This window comes from Streptomyces mirabilis (assembly GCF_039503195.1).
GTDB classification, from domain to species: Bacteria; Actinomycetota; Actinomycetes; order Streptomycetales; family Streptomycetaceae; genus Streptomyces; species Streptomyces mirabilis_D.
This window is the reverse complement of the sequence record NZ_JBCJKP010000001.1, coordinates 1,356,522-1,371,229: the sequence shown is the minus strand read 5'-3', so window position 1 is coordinate 1,371,229 and position 14,708 is coordinate 1,356,522. Positions and strand designations below refer to the sequence as shown.

Genomic DNA, 14,708 nt, shown 5'->3' with positions numbered 1-14,708 from the left:
AGTCCTGCCACGCAGACGACCAGTCGGCCGTTGCCCGGCCTCCGCCGAATGCACTCCGCTGCCGGAAGTGGGCCGACGGTGCCGGGATCCCGGCACCACCGAGTCCCCTGCCGGACGGTCCTCCGAACCGAGGCGTCATGCCCCTTCCGCCGCTCACCATCTACCGTCACGACCGAAGAAAACGGGCACTGATCACGCTGGTCGGTGAGATCGACCTGGACACGGTGCCCCTGGTGCGCGCATCACTGGAACGGTGTCTGCGCGACGGCATCCGCACCATCGACGTCGACCTCACCCTCGTCACCTTCTGCGACTGCAGCGGCCTCAACGCCTTCCTCTACGCCTCACAGCGCATCACCGCGGCCCGGGGGACGCTGCGACTGCACCATCCGCCGCGGACACTGGTGCTCATGCTCGACATCGCCGGCTGCGCATTCCTGCTCCCGGCGGTCCCGTTCGGGCAACTGTCGCCACCTCCCGCTCCCGCGCCGCATCGGTCTGTTCCGCCTGTTCCGCCTGTTCCTCCTGTACCTGTCCTGTCGGGCGGTGCGGTGTGATGGATCGGCAGCATCAGGGACGGTCACGGCAGCCCCGTGGAAACGAGAAGCCCGGCGTGAACTCCGGCGCGGACCTCAGAGCGGACCCGGGAGCGGCTGCGGTGCGGTTGCGCCGGGTGAACCGATGGCTCGTGGAGGACATCCGCGAGGATCTGGGGAATCTGTACGAGGACTCCGGCGCAACGGGATCCGGAAAGGCGTACCGTCGTCCCGGCCGCCAGGACTTCCTGAACCATCTGACGGGCTACATCCGCCGCCCGGGATTCGCCATGGTGATCGCGGAGACGGACAGTCTGACGGGGTGCGCCTTCGGGTTCCCCGTGCTCAGCGACGGCCGCTGGTGGCTCGGTTTCGGCAGTGTGCTGCCACGCACCATTGAGCGGATCACCAAGTCCGGCAGTGTCTTCGCGATCAGCGACACCCTGGTCCGCCCGCACCCGCAGGACCAGAAACTGGCCCACCGTCTGCGGGAGAAGCTGCTGACCGACCACCAGGCGACCCTTGGCGCCACCTTGGTGGATCAGGCCGACCGCCCGACCCTCGACTCGCTCCACTCCTCGGGATGGCTGGACATCGGAGAGGTTCGGAGGCCGGCCAGCCCCACCACGTTCCGTGCGCTGGTGCTCCCCCTCGGGGAACGGACCACGGCAAGGCTGGAGGGCCTTGCGCACGAAGCCCGGATACGGTGGCCAAGGTGAGGTCCGACAACCGGTCGGCCCGGATCCAGGTACTGGTCGCCGAGCAGGCGGCCCGGCGGGGTGCCCGGGTCGGCGTGGTGGACGTGTGCACCGCGGCCGTGGCCGCACTGCCGGTCGGCGGGGCCGGACTTTCCGCGATGTCCAGATCTGCGGCCAGCCATCCGTTGTGCAGCACCGACGATGTCAGCGAGCAGTTGGAAGAGCTCCAGCTCACCTTGGGCGAGGGTCCTTGCGTGGATGCCTTCACACAGGGTTCGGCCGTTCTGACGCCCGATCTGCTCGCCGCCGAAGTGCAGGACCGCTGGGCCGTGTTCGCCGACGCGGCCCTGGAAGCCGGGGCACGCGCCGTCTACGCCTTCCCTCTGCACATGGGCGCGATCAGCCCCGGAGTTCTGGACCTGTATTCCCAAGTCCCGGGCAGGTTGAACGCGGAGGCGCTGGCCGACGCGTTGGCTTTCGCCGACACCGCCGCACTGGTCCTGCTCGACTCCCGGATCGACGGCGAGGAGGACCTGGCCGGTGGATGGTCGGCGGACGGACGATACGAGGACCTGGGCGCGTACCGGGCGGAGATCGACCAGGCCACGGGCATGCTCACGGCCCAGCTGGGAGTCGGTGCCGAAGAAGCCTTCGTCCGCCTGCGCGCCTACGCCTACGCCAGAGGACGCCGTCTTGCCGCGGTGGCCGCCGACGTGGTCGCCCACCGGCTCACGTTCCCCCCAGGCGCGGAAACGGATCGGACCGACGATGAGGCCTGACACCTTTGCCGAGCCAAGAAGCCGAACGAAGAAACCGAACGAAGAAACCGAGCCAAGGAACCGAGCGAAGGAACCTGACAAACACGCGAGTTGCACGTCCCGTCCCTTCATCCGGGCCGGGATCAGTCTCGACGGAGGGTGTGCACGATGAATCAGCGACTCCTGGCCAAGACCTTTGTCGAGCTGGCGGACAACCTGGTCGCCGACTTCGACCTGATCGACTTCCTGCGCCTGCTGACCGACCGCTGTGTGGGCATGCTCGGCGCGAGTGCCGCAGGCGTGCTGCTCGCGGACCGCGACGGCGAACTCCGCGTCATGGCCGCCTCCGACGAACAGGTGCGCCTGCTGGAACTCTTCCAGCTGCAGAACGACGAAGGGCCCTGCCTGGACTGCTTCCGCACCGGCGCACCGGTGATCGTCGCCAACCTGAGCGGGGAGGCCGACCGCTGGCCACGCTTCGTCGCGACCGCCCACCGCAGCGGGTTCGGGGCGGTCCAGGCCCTGCCGATGCGTCTACGGGACGAGGTCGTCGGAGCCCTGAACCTCTTCCACGCCACCCCGGGCCCCTTCGATCCGGACGCCACGCCGCTCGCCCAGGCCCTGGCCGATGTCGCCACCATCAGCCTGCTGCAACAACGCACGGCGCACCGCAGCACCGTCCTCAACGAGCAACTGCAGAGCGCGCTGAACAGCCGCGTCCTGATCGAACAGGCCAAGGGAAAACTCGCCGAACGCCAGGGCATCGACATGGAACAGGCCTTCACCACACTGCGCGGTTACGCCCGTGCTCACAACCGGCGCCTGTCCGACCTGGCCCGCGCGTTCATCGACGACTCCGAAGCCCTCCCCGGCCTGAGGTCCTGACCAAGGCCACGGCCGGTCAGCAGCAACTCCCAGAGTGTGGTTCACCGGTTTGTGGTTCGCAGACCCCGCTTTCCGGGCCGGACGGCCGCCGCCGATGGTGTTCGGCGGCGGCCGTGGTCGCGAGGACGCGAGGCCCCCCGGCCATCGCGTCCTCGCGCGCTGTCCTCCGCGGCGGCGGGGTGGCGGGAGCACCCCGAGTGGAAAACGCCAGGAGGACGGGAGCTGGAGCCGCGTTCTCCGGCGATGCGGCTCCGGCCGGCCTCGATTGCGACTCGGGGGCTGGGAGCCTGGGTGGGGGACGTGCCGGTTCCGTCGATTCCTGACACGGACGAAGTCCCGCCTGCCTTGCCCTGACGGTAGAGCACATGCACGACGAGCGGAACAGGGCATGACAGACGCGTTCGTCACCCGCGGCGCTCGCGGTCCCGCCGGTCCTCGCGGTTCCAGCGCGCTCGGTGCTGACGGCTGTAGCGGCGGTCCCAGCGGTCCTGACGCTCCCGGCGATCCCGATAGTCCTGGTACTCAGCGAAGTCGGACCCGCCGCCGCGGCCCCGGCCCCCGCCACCACGGCCGTAACGGGTGACTCCGAAGACCACCACAGCCGCGGCGACCCACCAAATGGGGTTGAGGAAACCGAAGCCGAACAAGACCACGATCAGGACGAGAAGCAGAACGAACACAGCGGGCCTCCCCGGGAGCAAAACACAGCATCGGTACCGGGGACTGGGGCCTCACCCCACAGCGTAGTCCTGTCCGAAGTCTGCCGACAGTGCGCGACACATGCATCTACTGCCAGATATCGATGGCCACTTGACGCTTGCCGAGAAATACCGGAAGGGCTGGCGTACGCCGTGCCGCCCGGGCCCTCGGCAGCGTCGCACCGCGAACGCGCCCCCAGGGGGCGCACTCCGCCCATCGGTGCCGGAACCCGCCGCGCCACGGGCGTGACCGTTCCCGCACTCGCTCCCCGCCAGGAAGCGATCCCGGCGCGGCCCGACGCGCTGCACGCGGGCAACGATCCGCTCGACCGAGCCGGCTGACGCCCTCTCCGAGGCCCCCTTCACCCCAGCAGCCCCGGCCGGCCCCGGGAACTCCCGCGTTCCGAGGCCCCGTTGACACGAGAGGGCGCCGAGCGTTGACTGACAGCACGGCGTAGGGCCGTGCCACCCCGGATCGTCCGGGCGAGGCATTCCCCCTTCCCGCTCCGCCCGGCCCCCGCGGAACCAGGAGATTCCCGCGATCCGGAAGCCGGCGATGTCACGGATTCCTCTCCTTCCGCTGATCGGTTCCGACCGCGGCCCCAGGTAATCCACCTTCAACGACGAGGCCGACCATGAGCGTTGGACAAACCGTCAGGAACAAAACGCAGGAATTCAAGGGCTGGATCACTGAAGTGCTCGGCCGGGCCACCCGCAACAGGAAACTGGAGCGACACGGCAAGGTCGAACGGGTCTCCGGCAATCTGAGGCAGGCAGGCGAGAAGGCGAGGCACGCCTTCAGGCGGTGACCACGAAAGCCCCGGGTGGTGGCCCCGTCGTATGGACACCACCCGTTCGGCATCAACACGGAATTCTCTAGGAGGAATCGGGGAATGGCAGCCGTGTTCATCGTCGTGATCACCGCCCTGATCGTCCTCGCGACGACAGCCGTACTGGTGGGACGCGGACCGGTCCGGGGCGGCGGGCCGTCCGAACCACGACTTCGGACCCCCGTACGACCCTGTCCTCACCCATGACGACGACACCGACGCGGCCGGCCCGGGACCCTGCGAGCGCTGACGCCGTACAGCTCCCTCCGGACGACCACCGAGCGCAGTATCGTTGGTTTTGGGCCGGTTCACTCTCACGTGCAACCGCCCGGAAGGGCGGCTCCGGCGTGTTTGCGCCGGAGCCGTTGGCTCATGCCTCGTGAGAGTGCCGCGCCCGGAAGGGAGAGAGCATGATCCAGGCAGCCGATATCCGTGAGTGGCGCGACCACGATGTCGTGGACCCGAAGGGGCGCAAGATCGGCGTGCTCGAAGCGATCTATGTGGACACCACCACCGACGAACCCGCCGTGGCCACCGTGCGGACCGGGCTGCCCACCCGCCAGCGCCTGGTTTTCGTCCCCCTCGACGAGGCGATCCTCGGGCCGGACTACCTCAAGGTCTCCTACGCCAAGAGCCTGGTGAGAAGGGCTCCTTCGATCGGCACGGACGACATCCTGCCCGCCGATCAGGAGAAGGGGATCTTCCAGCACTACGGCATGACCTACCAGCCAGGCGTGAAGGGGGAACGCCAACTCGCACGCCGCTGAGCGACCGCCCCGTCCCACCCAGGCCGGTCTGGTCTGGTCCAGCCCAGCCGGGTCCGGTCCAAGGAAGGCGTTCAGGCGATGGTGCTCTTCCTTCTCCTCGCCCTCGTCGCCGTTGTCCTGGGAATCGCCGGAGTGGCAGCCGAGGGCCTGGGATATCTGCTGATCATCGGCATCGGGCTGCTCGCGGCCGATGCGGCCGTCGCCAACGCCCCATGGTCCCCGGCGCGCCGGCCGTCGCCCCATCCGCTGACGGCGGGCAACGGGCGACCGCACGTCCGGCATGCCGTGGAACTCGCGTCACCATAACCGTCCATCGGACCCCGGACAGGGGTATCCTGAAGATACCGAGGGTACTTCGTACACCGGCTTCGATGCCCGTGCCGTCCCCGGCGATTCACGACACCGGGCCGGTCCTGGCCGGCCCGGGGCAGGGTTCGCGTGATGACCGCAACCATGTTCGACAAGCCCGCGGTCGAAGACCGGACCTTCTCCTCTTCACCGCCACCTCTCCGGCTGCAGCTGGCGCCACCCGGCACGGCCCCCGCCCTGATCGACGGCGCATGGTGGCCACGCTCCCGCGACCTGACGGCCGAACTTCCCGCGCTCACCGCTGTCTTGGACCCGCTGTGGGGGCGCATCACCCACGTCACCGTGAACCCCACCTTCTGGCCGGACATCCCCCGCAAGGTTCCCGTCCAGGGCCATGTGGTGAAGGTCGGCTGGTTCAAGGCCGAGCAGGACCCGCACAAACTGCTGCTCCTCTCCTACACCGCGGGTCGCTGGGACCTGCTGGTGATCCCACCCGAGACCGACGCCGTCACCGCCGCCCGGCTGATGACCACCGCCTCGGATCCCGGACGCAGCCTCACGGCAAGCGGCCTGATCCAGGAGGCCGAGCTCTTCCGCGTCGCCGAGGCCGCCGCAGGGGACTCGGCGCGGGAAACGGTCTGGGACTCCGAAGGCGGACACGACGCCCGCCACACCTCCTCCCACAGTCCCGTGGGCGCCGCCCTCGGCAGCGTGCCGATTGCGGCGGCAGGCATGTGACAGACATGCAGCCGTCCTGACCGTCCCAGGCCGGGTGTGAGGAGACCGACGGCCTTGACGCCTACCCGTCGTCAGGGCGTGCTCCGGTCTTTCCGGCCCGCCTCAGGGTCCTTGGCCGGGTCGTTCTCCGCGATTGGACGCGCTCGATCGGTTCCGGTGTCGATGGTCATGTGTGCGGCCTGCGTGACGTTGTCGGCATGGACGGCTCCGGCCGTCGCAGCATGTACCGCGTCGAGCGTCGCGTGCGGCGGGACCACTGGCGGGGAGAAGTGGTCCTGATCGCCTCGGCGGCAGGCGGGCAAGGGCACGAGGCCCGGTCTCGGGATATAGGGGGCCTGTCGGCCCTAGTGCCCCGCGGAGCGGGCGGAGCAGGCTCGCAGCGAGACCGAGAAGCGGTCTCGCGCCTCCCGGTGCCCTGCTGCGGCGACGCCTTCCTGGGCCTGGTGCCTCGTCGCCGCGGTCCACCCTCCGAGGGAGCGAAACCATGACCACCTTGATCATTGTCCTGGTGGTGCTCGTCGTCCTGGTCCTGATCGGGCTGGCGATGGCGATCCGTATCGTCCGGCAGTACGAGCAGGGCGTCCTGTTCCGGTTCGGCCGACTGGTCGGCCCGCGCGCACCCGGGCTGCGGTTCATCATCCCCTTCGTCGACGTCCTGCACCGTGTCTCGCTGCGCATCGTCACGATGCCGATCCAGTCGCAGGGCATCATCACCCGTGACAACGTCAGCGTCGACGTCTCTGCTGTGGCCTACTTCCGCGTGGTCGACGCGGTCAGGTCGGTCATCGCGATCGAGAACGTGAACGCCGCGATCAACCAGATCGCCCAGACCACCCTGCGCAAGGTCGTCGGCCAGCACACCCTGGACGAGACCCTGTCCGAGACCGACCGCATCAACCTGGACATCCGCGAGATCCTGGACGTCACCACCGCTGAGTGGGGCGTGCAGGTCACCCTGGTCGAGCTCAAGGACATCCAACTGCCCGAGTCCATGAAGCGCGCCATGGCCAGGCAGGCCGAGGCCGAGCGGGAGAAGCGTGCCAAGATCATCAACGCCGAAGGGGAGTCCCTGGCCGCCGCCGCTCTGGGCGCCGCCTCCGACACGATGATGGCCCACCCGCTCGCCCTGCAACTGCGCAACCTGCAAAGCCTGGTCGAGATCGGCGTGGACAAGAACACCACCGTCGTCTTCCCCGCACCACTGATGAGCACCATCGGAGAACTCGGCGCCTTCCTCGCCCGCGAAACGACCGCGGCCGCCGCCACGGCGCCGCCGTCCCCCACGCCGGTACCGGCCCTCGATCTGACCAAGCCCGCTCGCGTGCCGGCACCGCATGGAGCGACCAAGACCCTGTGAGCACCCGTGGCAGCACGAGGCTTGCGGTGGCCCACGGCGCACATCCGCCGGCCGGGTCACCGCATCGTGGTCCGCGTCCCTGACCCGCACCGCCGTTCGCGGCGAGGCTGACGGTCCGCGTCAGTGCGGGCCGTCGGCCGGGGTGGGGCGGGGCGCCGCGGTGCTGAAGTGGGCGGCACGGCGCCGCAGGCGACGGTGGCGGGCGTAGTGCCTGGGAACCTGAGGTGCCGCGACTGCAGCTCCGTAGAAGAGCCGTTTGCCGATCTCGACGAGGGCCAGGTAGGCGAGGATCATGCCGACCAGCGCGGCGAAGAACGCCCCGGGAAGCGGTTGGAAGCCCAGAGTGTGGGCGAGTGGGGTGGCCGGCAGCACGGCGCCGATCGTGACGACGCCGAGCGCGGCGAGAGTCAGCGGCAGGCTGGGGTGGCTGCGGAAGAACGGGATGCGCCGGGTGCGGATGGCGAAGATCACCAGGGTCTGGGTGGCCAGCGATTCGACGAACCAGCCGGAGCGGAATTGGGCCGGTCCGGAGTGGAAGACCCAGAGCATGACGCCGAAGGTGACGAAGTCGAACGCCGAGCTGAGCGGTCCGAAGGAGACCATGAATCGGCGGATGAAGGCGATGTCCCAGTGCGAGGGCTTCCGCAGCTGGTCCTCGTCCACGTTGTCCGTCGGGATGGCCAGCTGACTGCTGTCGTAGAGAAGGTTGTTCAGCAGGATCTGTGAGGGGAGCATCGGCAGGAAGGACAGGAACAGCGAGGCGCCCGCGGCGGAGGCCATGTTGCCGAAGTTGCTCGAGGTGCCCATCAACACGTACTTGATGGTGTTGGCGAAGATCCGGCGACCCTCGGCCACACCGTCTGCGAGGACGTTGAGGTCTTTCTCCAGCAGGATGACGTCGGCCGCGTCCTTGGCGACGTCGGTGGCCGAGTCGACGGAGATGCCCACGTCGGCCGCGTGCAGAGCCAGTGCATCATTGACCCCGTCACCCAGGAAGGCCACGCCGCCGTGGCTGCGCCGTTGCGCGTGCACGATCCGCGCCTTGGCTTCGGGACTCACGCGCGCGAAAACGGTGGTCCGGGTGATCGCCTCAGCCAGTTGTGCGTCGTCCAGGGTGTCGACCTCGCTGCCGGTCATCGCGCCCGCGTCGGTGAGCCCCAGGTCACGGCAGACCTTCGCGGCGACTGCGGCGTTGTCGCCGGTGACGACCTTCACCGCGATGCCGAGGCCGGAGAGTCTGCGCAGCGCTGTGGCGGCGTCCGCCTTGGGCGGGTCGAGGAACACCAGCAGCCCAGCCAGGCTCAGTCCCCGCTCGTCCTCGGGCTCCACGGCCTGCGATCCGGGGGCGACGGGCCGGGTGGCGACGGCGACCACCCGGTTCCCTGCGGCGAACTCAGCCGCCAGCGCGTCACGGGCTTCGGGCGGGACGTCGACGCAGCGGTCCAGGACAGTCTCCGGGGCGCCCTTGGTGACCAGGATCGAACGGCCGTTGCTGTCCCGCACGAGGACCGAGATCATGCGCCGTTCGTGATCGAAGGGCAGCACCGCGACCTGTGTGTACCCCTCGAGGGCGGCCCGCTCGCCCGCAGCGGCCGGAGATCGCCACAGAGCCTGGTCCAGCGGGTTCCCGCCGACGTCCTGCTCGTCCCGCGCCGCGTTCTCCGTGCCGAGCAGTCCCCACCGCGTCACCGCGTCGGAGCCGTTGCGGCCGGCGGGAACGGCGCGCATGTACTCGATACGGCCGGTGGTGAGCGTGCCGGTCTTGTCGGTGAACAGAACATCGACATCACCCAGGTCCTCGATGCACACCAGCCGCTTGACCAGCACCTTGCGCCGGCTCATCCGGCGCGACCCGGCGGCAAGACTGGTCGAGACGACGGCGGGCAGCAGCTGCGGGGTGATACCGACCGCGATGGCCAGTGAGAACAGCAGCGCGTCGATGATCGGCTTGTGCAGGGCCACGTTGATCACGAAGATCGAGGTCGTCAACGCGCCCGCGACATAGACCAGCAGTAGCGAGAAGCGCCGCAGGCCGACCTGGAACTCGGTGTCGAGCGGGTGGGTGTCGAGCCCGGCGGCGATCTTGCCGAACTCGGTGTGCGCCCCGGTGGCCACCACTACCCCGCGGGCAGCGCCGGTCCGCACGACCGTGCCCATGAGAGCGCACCCGGACAATTCGGCCAGCGAGGTCCCGGCCGCGACCGCGGCGAGGCTCTTGTCCACCGGCAGCGACTCGCCGGTCAGCACCGACTCGTCGCACTCCAAACCGGTGACTTCCAGCAGCCGCAGGTCCGCCGGCACGATGTCGCCCAGACGCAGTTCCACCAGATCACCGGGGACCAGCGCCGTGACATCCACGAGCGTGGCCTCGCCGTCGCGCAGCGCCACGGTCTGGTGGTGGATCTGGGAGTGCAGTGCCTCGGCGGCCTGCTCCGCCCGGTACTCGTTGACGAAGCCCAGTCCGACGGACACACTCACGATCAGCCCGATGATCACCGCATCGCTTCGCTCGCCCACCAGGAAGGACGCGACAGCGGCCGCCACCAGCAGCCCGAGCAGCGGCGAGCGGAGCTGATGCCACAGCACGGGAAACACCCGGGCACGGTGTGTGGCGACCGCGTTGGGGCCGAACTGTGCCTGGCGTCGCAGGACCTCCTCGCCGCTCAGGCCCTCCAAGGCGACGACGCCGAGTCCGCGAAGGACGTCGTCCCCCGACAACACCGCCGCCGACGCCACGCCGAGCGCGGGCCCAGGCGGTCGTGCCGGAGCAGAGAGACTCACCCGGCCCCACCTCCGCAGGCGGGGACACCATCCCTCGATGCGAGACACCGGCTGGTCCGACGATCTCGGCACTGCTGCGTGGTCACCATCATCACCGCCCTGGGACTGTCACGCCCGGCGAGGACGCGGGGTCCAAGGACTCGGCGCGCTCCGTGGGGTCCAGCATCGCACGCTCATCCCGGTTCAACGCCCGGCACGTGGTGAACCCCGCTGAGCATCAACAGGTCCCCCCTGTCCCCGCGTCGCCGAGGGCCTCCGTCGTTGCTTCGCCGCCACCGAGCAGCGCCTACCCCGCGGGCCGCGAGGGCGGGCCCCGCCTCGACCTCACCGTGGACACCACCCGCACGGCGGAGCCGGCACGGTCCTGGCTGGGGACCAGCGAGTCTTCAAGGAATGACGCCGAGGAATGACGATCACCGGACGGACAAGGTCTGAAGCGACCCGGGCGGACCGGCGCGGTGCGCGAGAGTGCGCTGCGCGAAGCGCGGCGTTCGGAACCGGTGTCTCGCGGGGCCCGTCCGAGGTGCCGCGGGAGTAGCGTGGGGGTATCGAGAGTATTTCGCACATCGGCCGCCATGCCGGTGTCGTTCTCGGCGAGTGACGACACCGGGCCGCCGCCCCGAGCGGCGGCCGGGAGACAGGTGCGCGCGATGTCCGCGACCACCGACCGACCCCCTCTGCGGATCGTGCCCTTCAGGGTCCCGACCGCTCGCCTCGCGCTGAAAACCGTGAGCACGTCCCGAGGACTTCTCGACGGTGCCTGGTGGCCCCGCTCCCGGGACCTGACCGACGAACTCTCCGCCCTGGCCGACGTATTGGACCCCCTGTCCGGACGGATCACCCGGATCGCCGTCAACGCGACGTACTGGCCTGCCATCCCGAGCAGGGTTCCCGTCAACGGATACGTGGTGAAGGTCGGTTGGTTCACGACGGAGCTCGACCCCCACAAGATCATGCTGCTGTCCCACACCACGGGCAGCTGGAACCTGCTGGTGATACCACCGGAGACCAGCGCCCCGGCAGCCGACCGCCTGATGACCGCCGCGAGCGACAGCTCCCGCCCTCCGACGACCGCGAGCACCCTCATGGCAGCGGAACACGCCCTCCACGGCAGTTCCCCTGCTGACCGGGACCAGGATTCCGAGTACACCTGGGAGGACGGGGATGCCGCCTCCTCCTACCGGGCGGCTGCCGCCCGGCCGTGCCGCCTGATCACGGCGAAGTGAGCGCCATGGTCACCGCCGTGGCCTTCAGCGCCCTACTGCTCCTTACCGTTGCGGCCACCCGTGTGATCACCCGGCTCAGCGGAAAGCAGCGGTCCCCGCTCCTACGACACCCCACCGACCGGGAGAAACAACCTGGGCAAGCCGTCGCCGAACCCACGTCGTCGGCCGCCCCCGAGGCCGGAGGCCGCCGGAACCACTCCCCACTCCCCAGGGGCTCCCGCACACGGGCGGCCACGCGGCCCCACTCGACCAGCTTCCTTCACACACCGGCTTCCGCGCTGGTGCTGTTCTCGCCGATCCATAGCAACGGACGCTGAAAGACCCGCCATCATGGCAACACTGCGCGAGCGGAAGAACTACCGCCAAGCGATCATGAAAATGCTGTACGAGGCCACGGAAGGCAATCGCCTCCTCGGCGTCACCGGGGCGAGGCTGCGTGACGACCTCCAGGTCCCTGAGCAGGATCTGGCCGCGGCGTGCGCATATCTGGTGGGCGAAGAGCTGATCACCGTCGACTGGGCGCAGGGAAACACACCCGCGATGGTGATGTTGACGCATCGGGGGATCCGGCTCATGGAGGCCGAGGAGGAGGAGCGCGGCTGACACGACCCGGGGCCGGTGCACTCTCACGTACAGCGACCCGGAGGGGGGTCTCCTCATGGCGTGAGATGCCGACCAGCATGGTCGGGCCGATCACGATGACCACGGGGGATGTCCGTGGTGGTGCGGCTGTCGGCTCACTCCAGGACGGCGAGGTGGTCGGCGGCGCCCCCGCGCCATTCGATCAGGAAGAGGGTCGCGTCGTCGGTGGTGCGGCCGCCCCGTTGCCGCTTCAGGGCGTGGGAGAGTGCGCGCACCACCGCTCGTACTCCTTTCTCTCCGTGTTCGATGCGGTTGACCCAGTCGATGAGCTGTTCCTCGCCGAACTGTTCTTCGCCGGCCTCGTGCTCCTCGATCAGGCCGTCGGTGAAGCACAGCACTCGGTCGCCGCGTTGGAGCATCTGCTCGCTGATCTGGGGATCTTCACCGCCGAAGCCGACCGGCAAGGTGGTCGGGCCTGCCAACTGCCGGACGACCCGGTGGTCGCGGATCAGCAGCGGTGCGGGGTGGCCGGCGTTGACCCACTGCAGGTGACCCGTCACGATGTTCAGACGCATCATCTGCGCGGTGACGAAATGGTCGGGCCCGAACTGCTCGGCGATCGCCCGGTCCATGAACGCGTAGATCTCGGACAGGCCGATGTCGGAACGTCGGGCGTGCCGGTAGGCCCCGACCGCGACGGTCGCCATCGTGGCGGCGTCCAGACCGTGGCCCATCGCGTCGACCATGCCCACGTGCAGGATGTCTTCGTTGAGGGCGTAGTCGAAGCTGTCGCCTGCGACGTTGTAGGCGGGCTCCAGGATTCCGGCCACCGCGACCTGCGGGTTGGACATCGCCAGCGGCGGCAGCAGGGACCACTGGATCTCCGCGGCCACGCTCATCGGTTCGCGGCGCCGGGTGAGGAAGAACTGGTCGGTGTAGCTGTGCTTGGTGACCAGCATGTCGGCGACCAGGCCGGCGAGCCTGCGCAGCAGCCGTCGGTCGTCGTCGTCGACGGTGTCCAGGGTGAGGGCCATCACGCCCACCTGGTCGCTGCCGTCCAGCAAGGGCAGGTACATCCGGACGCCGTCGGCCTGCGGCACCTCGGCGGTGGTCGCGTGCAGGAAGGCCGTGCCGGCGGGAGAGTCGTCGATCGGCTCGGGCTCGCCGACCGTCAGCCGCCGACCCGGTAGCGGCACCAGCACCAGTTGGCCGTAGTCCTGCAGCAGGATCGAGACGTCGCGGCCACCGACCCTGGTCACCTCTTCCGCGATCAGCGGGGCGATCAGCTGCGGCGGCATCTCGTGTGCCCGGTCCAGCAGCACCCCCAGCAGCCGCTCACCGAACCCTTCCGACCGGTCCACCATGCCCTTGTCGGGCCGCCGCTCACCTTCCGCCACAGCCGCACCCCCGCACCGGCGTCTTCAAAGCCTCGGTCACCGTGTCCCTGCTCATCTCGTGCCGCGGATCCAGCCCGACGTCCTCGGGCCCATCCGGCAGTCACGGCGGATACGCTCGACCCGCTGATCTGTACACACGAGCTCCTGACACGGCCGTGATCAACCCGCACAGAGTGACGCGGCCGACCAGCACGAAGAGCCCATTACGCCACACGCGGCATGTCACACACGGTCAGGGCCGTTGGCTCTCCATGTCGTTGTGACGCCTGGCAGGGTGTGCCTGGCGGTCATCAGCCGATATCCCCGGACAGGTGATTCCTCAGGGTCGAGCGCCGCCGTGCCGCGGAGTCTCATGGCAGTCACCGATGTTCAGCGGGCAGCATCTACGCTGTGACCTGCGGCCACCGCGTGATCGTTTGTCTTCACACACCGATGATCAACGGTGGCCGCGTCTATGAGTACCAGTGGGATGGAAAGGCTCGTCGAAGGAGACGCGTGGTGCGTTTCCACGTGGTAGGGGAAGTCCCTGCGCCACAGCCAGGTACCGTCGGTCACCAGAGAAGAGCATCGCGAAGAGTGCCGGTGGGCGCCGCCAGCACATGAGCGATCTACAACTGGAGTACTAACGAGCGGTGAGGTCCAAGGGCTTCGCCGACGGGCCGGGGCGGGTGCGTGCCTCCGGCGGGACGAGGGCGCCGTGTCCCGCGGAGCAGACGACCACGGTCTCGACCGGCGCGCCGCAGTCGGCGTGCGTGACCTCCAGGGGCGGGCCCTCGGGATCGGCCGCATGGCGGTCTCCCCACTGCTTGAGGGCGATCATCGCCGGCCACAGCTCCCAGCCCTTGCGGGTGAGCCGGTACTCGTGGCGGGTGCGGCTGCCGGGCTCGTTGTAGGGGACGGTGTCCAGGATCCCGGCCGCGACGAGCTTGCGCAGCCGGTCCGCGAGCACGCTCTCGGACAGCCCCACGTGCCGGCGGAAGTCGTCGAAGCGCCGTACGCCGTTCATGGCGTCCCGTAGGACCAGCAGCGACCACTTCTCGCCCACCAGGTCGAGGGTCCGCTGGACCGTGCAGTTCTCGGTGCTTGTCTCCAGCCACGTCATGCGGCCCATCGTAGGCTGGCTTCGACGTTGACATCCAGACCCCG

At 69.1% G+C, this 14,708-nt stretch carries 15 protein-coding genes; 11 read left to right on the top strand and 4 right to left on the bottom strand.

The annotated features are described in order from the left end of the window. The first annotated feature begins 137 nt into the window (after positions 1-137). The 4 genes from AAFF41_RS06835 (at position 138) to AAFF41_RS06820 (ending at position 2,877) form a co-directional block, all read left to right on the top strand. Positions 138-557, top strand: a complete 420-nt coding sequence (locus tag AAFF41_RS06835) for an STAS domain-containing protein (protein ID WP_319745873.1) — start codon at positions 138-140, stop codon at positions 555-557. A gap of 56 nt (positions 558-613) precedes the next feature. Then, complete coding sequence (locus tag AAFF41_RS06830; RefSeq protein WP_319745875.1) at positions 614-1,255, top strand: hypothetical protein; 642 nt, start codon at positions 614-616, stop codon at positions 1,253-1,255. Then, positions 1,252-2,013 carry an ANTAR domain-containing protein gene (locus AAFF41_RS06825; RefSeq protein WP_319745877.1) on the top strand — a complete coding sequence of 254 codons (762 nt, stop codon included), beginning with the start codon at positions 1,252-1,254 and terminating at the stop codon, positions 2,011-2,013. The genes AAFF41_RS06830 and AAFF41_RS06825 overlap by 4 nt, the downstream gene beginning before the upstream one ends. 147 nt (positions 2,014-2,160) lie before the next feature. Next, positions 2,161-2,877 carry a GAF and ANTAR domain-containing protein gene (locus AAFF41_RS06820; protein ID WP_319745878.1) on the top strand — a complete coding sequence of 239 codons (717 nt, stop codon included), beginning with the start codon at positions 2,161-2,163 and terminating at the stop codon, positions 2,875-2,877. 404 nt (positions 2,878-3,281) lie between these two features. Here the strand turns inward: AAFF41_RS06820 and AAFF41_RS06815 are convergent, their stop codons facing one another. Beyond that, a complete protein-coding gene (locus AAFF41_RS06815; RefSeq protein WP_319745879.1) occupies positions 3,282-3,557 on the bottom strand; it encodes a hypothetical protein in 276 nt (91 codons plus the stop codon). Positions 3,558-4,210: 653 nt separating this feature from the next. On the opposite strand from AAFF41_RS06815, the gene AAFF41_RS06810 reads away from it, so the two are divergent. From AAFF41_RS06810 to AAFF41_RS06790, 5 genes are all read left to right on the top strand, one after another. After that, complete coding sequence (locus AAFF41_RS06810; protein ID WP_319745882.1) at positions 4,211-4,384, top strand: CsbD family protein; 174 nt, start codon at positions 4,211-4,213, stop codon at positions 4,382-4,384. Between the two features lie 431 nt (positions 4,385-4,815). Next, positions 4,816-5,172 (top strand): PRC-barrel domain-containing protein, encoded by a 357-nt coding sequence (locus AAFF41_RS06805; RefSeq protein ID WP_343323668.1) that lies wholly within the window; start codon positions 4,816-4,818, stop codon positions 5,170-5,172. A 78-nt stretch (positions 5,173-5,250) separates the two neighbouring features. Further along, a complete protein-coding gene (locus AAFF41_RS06800) occupies positions 5,251-5,478 on the top strand; it encodes a hypothetical protein (RefSeq protein ID WP_319746105.1) in 228 nt (75 codons plus the stop codon). A 135-nt stretch (positions 5,479-5,613) separates the two neighbouring features. After that, positions 5,614-6,219: a DUF5994 family protein gene (locus tag AAFF41_RS06795; protein ID WP_343323667.1), complete on the top strand. Its 606-nt coding sequence runs from the start codon at positions 5,614-5,616 to the stop codon at positions 6,217-6,219. A gap of 484 nt (positions 6,220-6,703) precedes the next feature. Further along, positions 6,704-7,576: a slipin family protein gene (locus tag AAFF41_RS06790; protein WP_319745891.1), complete on the top strand. Its 873-nt coding sequence runs from the start codon at positions 6,704-6,706 to the stop codon at positions 7,574-7,576. Between the two features lie 120 nt (positions 7,577-7,696). On the opposite strand, the gene mgtA is transcribed toward AAFF41_RS06790, so the two are convergent. Next, a complete protein-coding gene (gene mgtA / locus AAFF41_RS06785; RefSeq protein ID WP_319745893.1) occupies positions 7,697-10,357 on the bottom strand; it encodes a magnesium-translocating P-type ATPase in 2,661 nt (886 codons plus the stop codon). A gap of 728 nt (positions 10,358-11,085) precedes the next feature. On the opposite strand from mgtA, the gene AAFF41_RS06780 reads away from it, so the two are divergent. Together AAFF41_RS06780 and AAFF41_RS06775 are read left to right on the top strand one after the other, a co-directional pair. Further along, positions 11,086-11,583 carry a DUF5994 family protein gene (locus tag AAFF41_RS06780; protein WP_319745897.1) on the top strand — a complete coding sequence of 166 codons (498 nt, stop codon included), beginning with the start codon at positions 11,086-11,088 and terminating at the stop codon, positions 11,581-11,583. Positions 11,584-11,913: 330 nt separating this feature from the next. Beyond that, on the top strand, positions 11,914-12,186 hold the full coding sequence (locus AAFF41_RS06775) for a hypothetical protein (RefSeq protein ID WP_343323666.1): 273 nt from the start codon (positions 11,914-11,916) through the stop codon (positions 12,184-12,186). Between the two features lie 134 nt (positions 12,187-12,320). Here the strand turns inward: AAFF41_RS06775 and AAFF41_RS06770 are convergent, their stop codons facing one another. Together AAFF41_RS06770 and AAFF41_RS06765 are read right to left on the bottom strand one after the other, a co-directional pair. Continuing rightward, positions 12,321-13,562, bottom strand: coding sequence for a PP2C family protein-serine/threonine phosphatase (locus tag AAFF41_RS06770; RefSeq protein ID WP_343323665.1), 1,242 nt, complete (start codon positions 13,560-13,562; stop codon positions 12,321-12,323). 622 nt (positions 13,563-14,184) lie between these two features. Continuing rightward, a complete protein-coding gene (locus tag AAFF41_RS06765) occupies positions 14,185-14,664 on the bottom strand; it encodes a winged helix-turn-helix transcriptional regulator (protein ID WP_319745902.1) in 480 nt (159 codons plus the stop codon). Between the last annotated feature and the right edge of the window lie 44 nt (positions 14,665-14,708).

Excerpts from the sequence above, each read along its gene's own strand:
- AAFF41_RS06835 (WP_319745873.1), top strand. The coding sequence starts at position 138 with ATGCCCCTTCCGCCGCTCACCATCTACCGTCACGACCGAAGAAAACGG.
- AAFF41_RS06820 (WP_319745878.1), top strand. The coding sequence starts at position 2,161 with ATGAATCAGCGACTCCTGGCCAAGACCTTTGTCGAGCTGGCGGACAAC.
- AAFF41_RS06810 (WP_319745882.1), top strand. The coding sequence starts at position 4,211 with ATGAGCGTTGGACAAACCGTCAGGAACAAAACGCAGGAATTCAAGGGC.
- AAFF41_RS06805 (WP_343323668.1), top strand. The coding sequence starts at position 4,816 with ATGATCCAGGCAGCCGATATCCGTGAGTGGCGCGACCACGATGTCGTG.
- AAFF41_RS06800 (WP_319746105.1), top strand. The coding sequence starts at position 5,251 with ATGGTGCTCTTCCTTCTCCTCGCCCTCGTCGCCGTTGTCCTGGGAATC.
- AAFF41_RS06795 (WP_343323667.1), top strand. The coding sequence starts at position 5,614 with ATGACCGCAACCATGTTCGACAAGCCCGCGGTCGAAGACCGGACCTTC.
- AAFF41_RS06790 (WP_319745891.1), top strand. The coding sequence starts at position 6,704 with ATGACCACCTTGATCATTGTCCTGGTGGTGCTCGTCGTCCTGGTCCTG.
- AAFF41_RS06775 (WP_343323666.1), top strand. The coding sequence starts at position 11,914 with ATGGCAACACTGCGCGAGCGGAAGAACTACCGCCAAGCGATCATGAAA.
- AAFF41_RS06765 (WP_319745902.1), bottom strand. The coding sequence starts at position 14,664 with ATGACGTGGCTGGAGACAAGCACCGAGAACTGCACGGTCCAGCGGACC.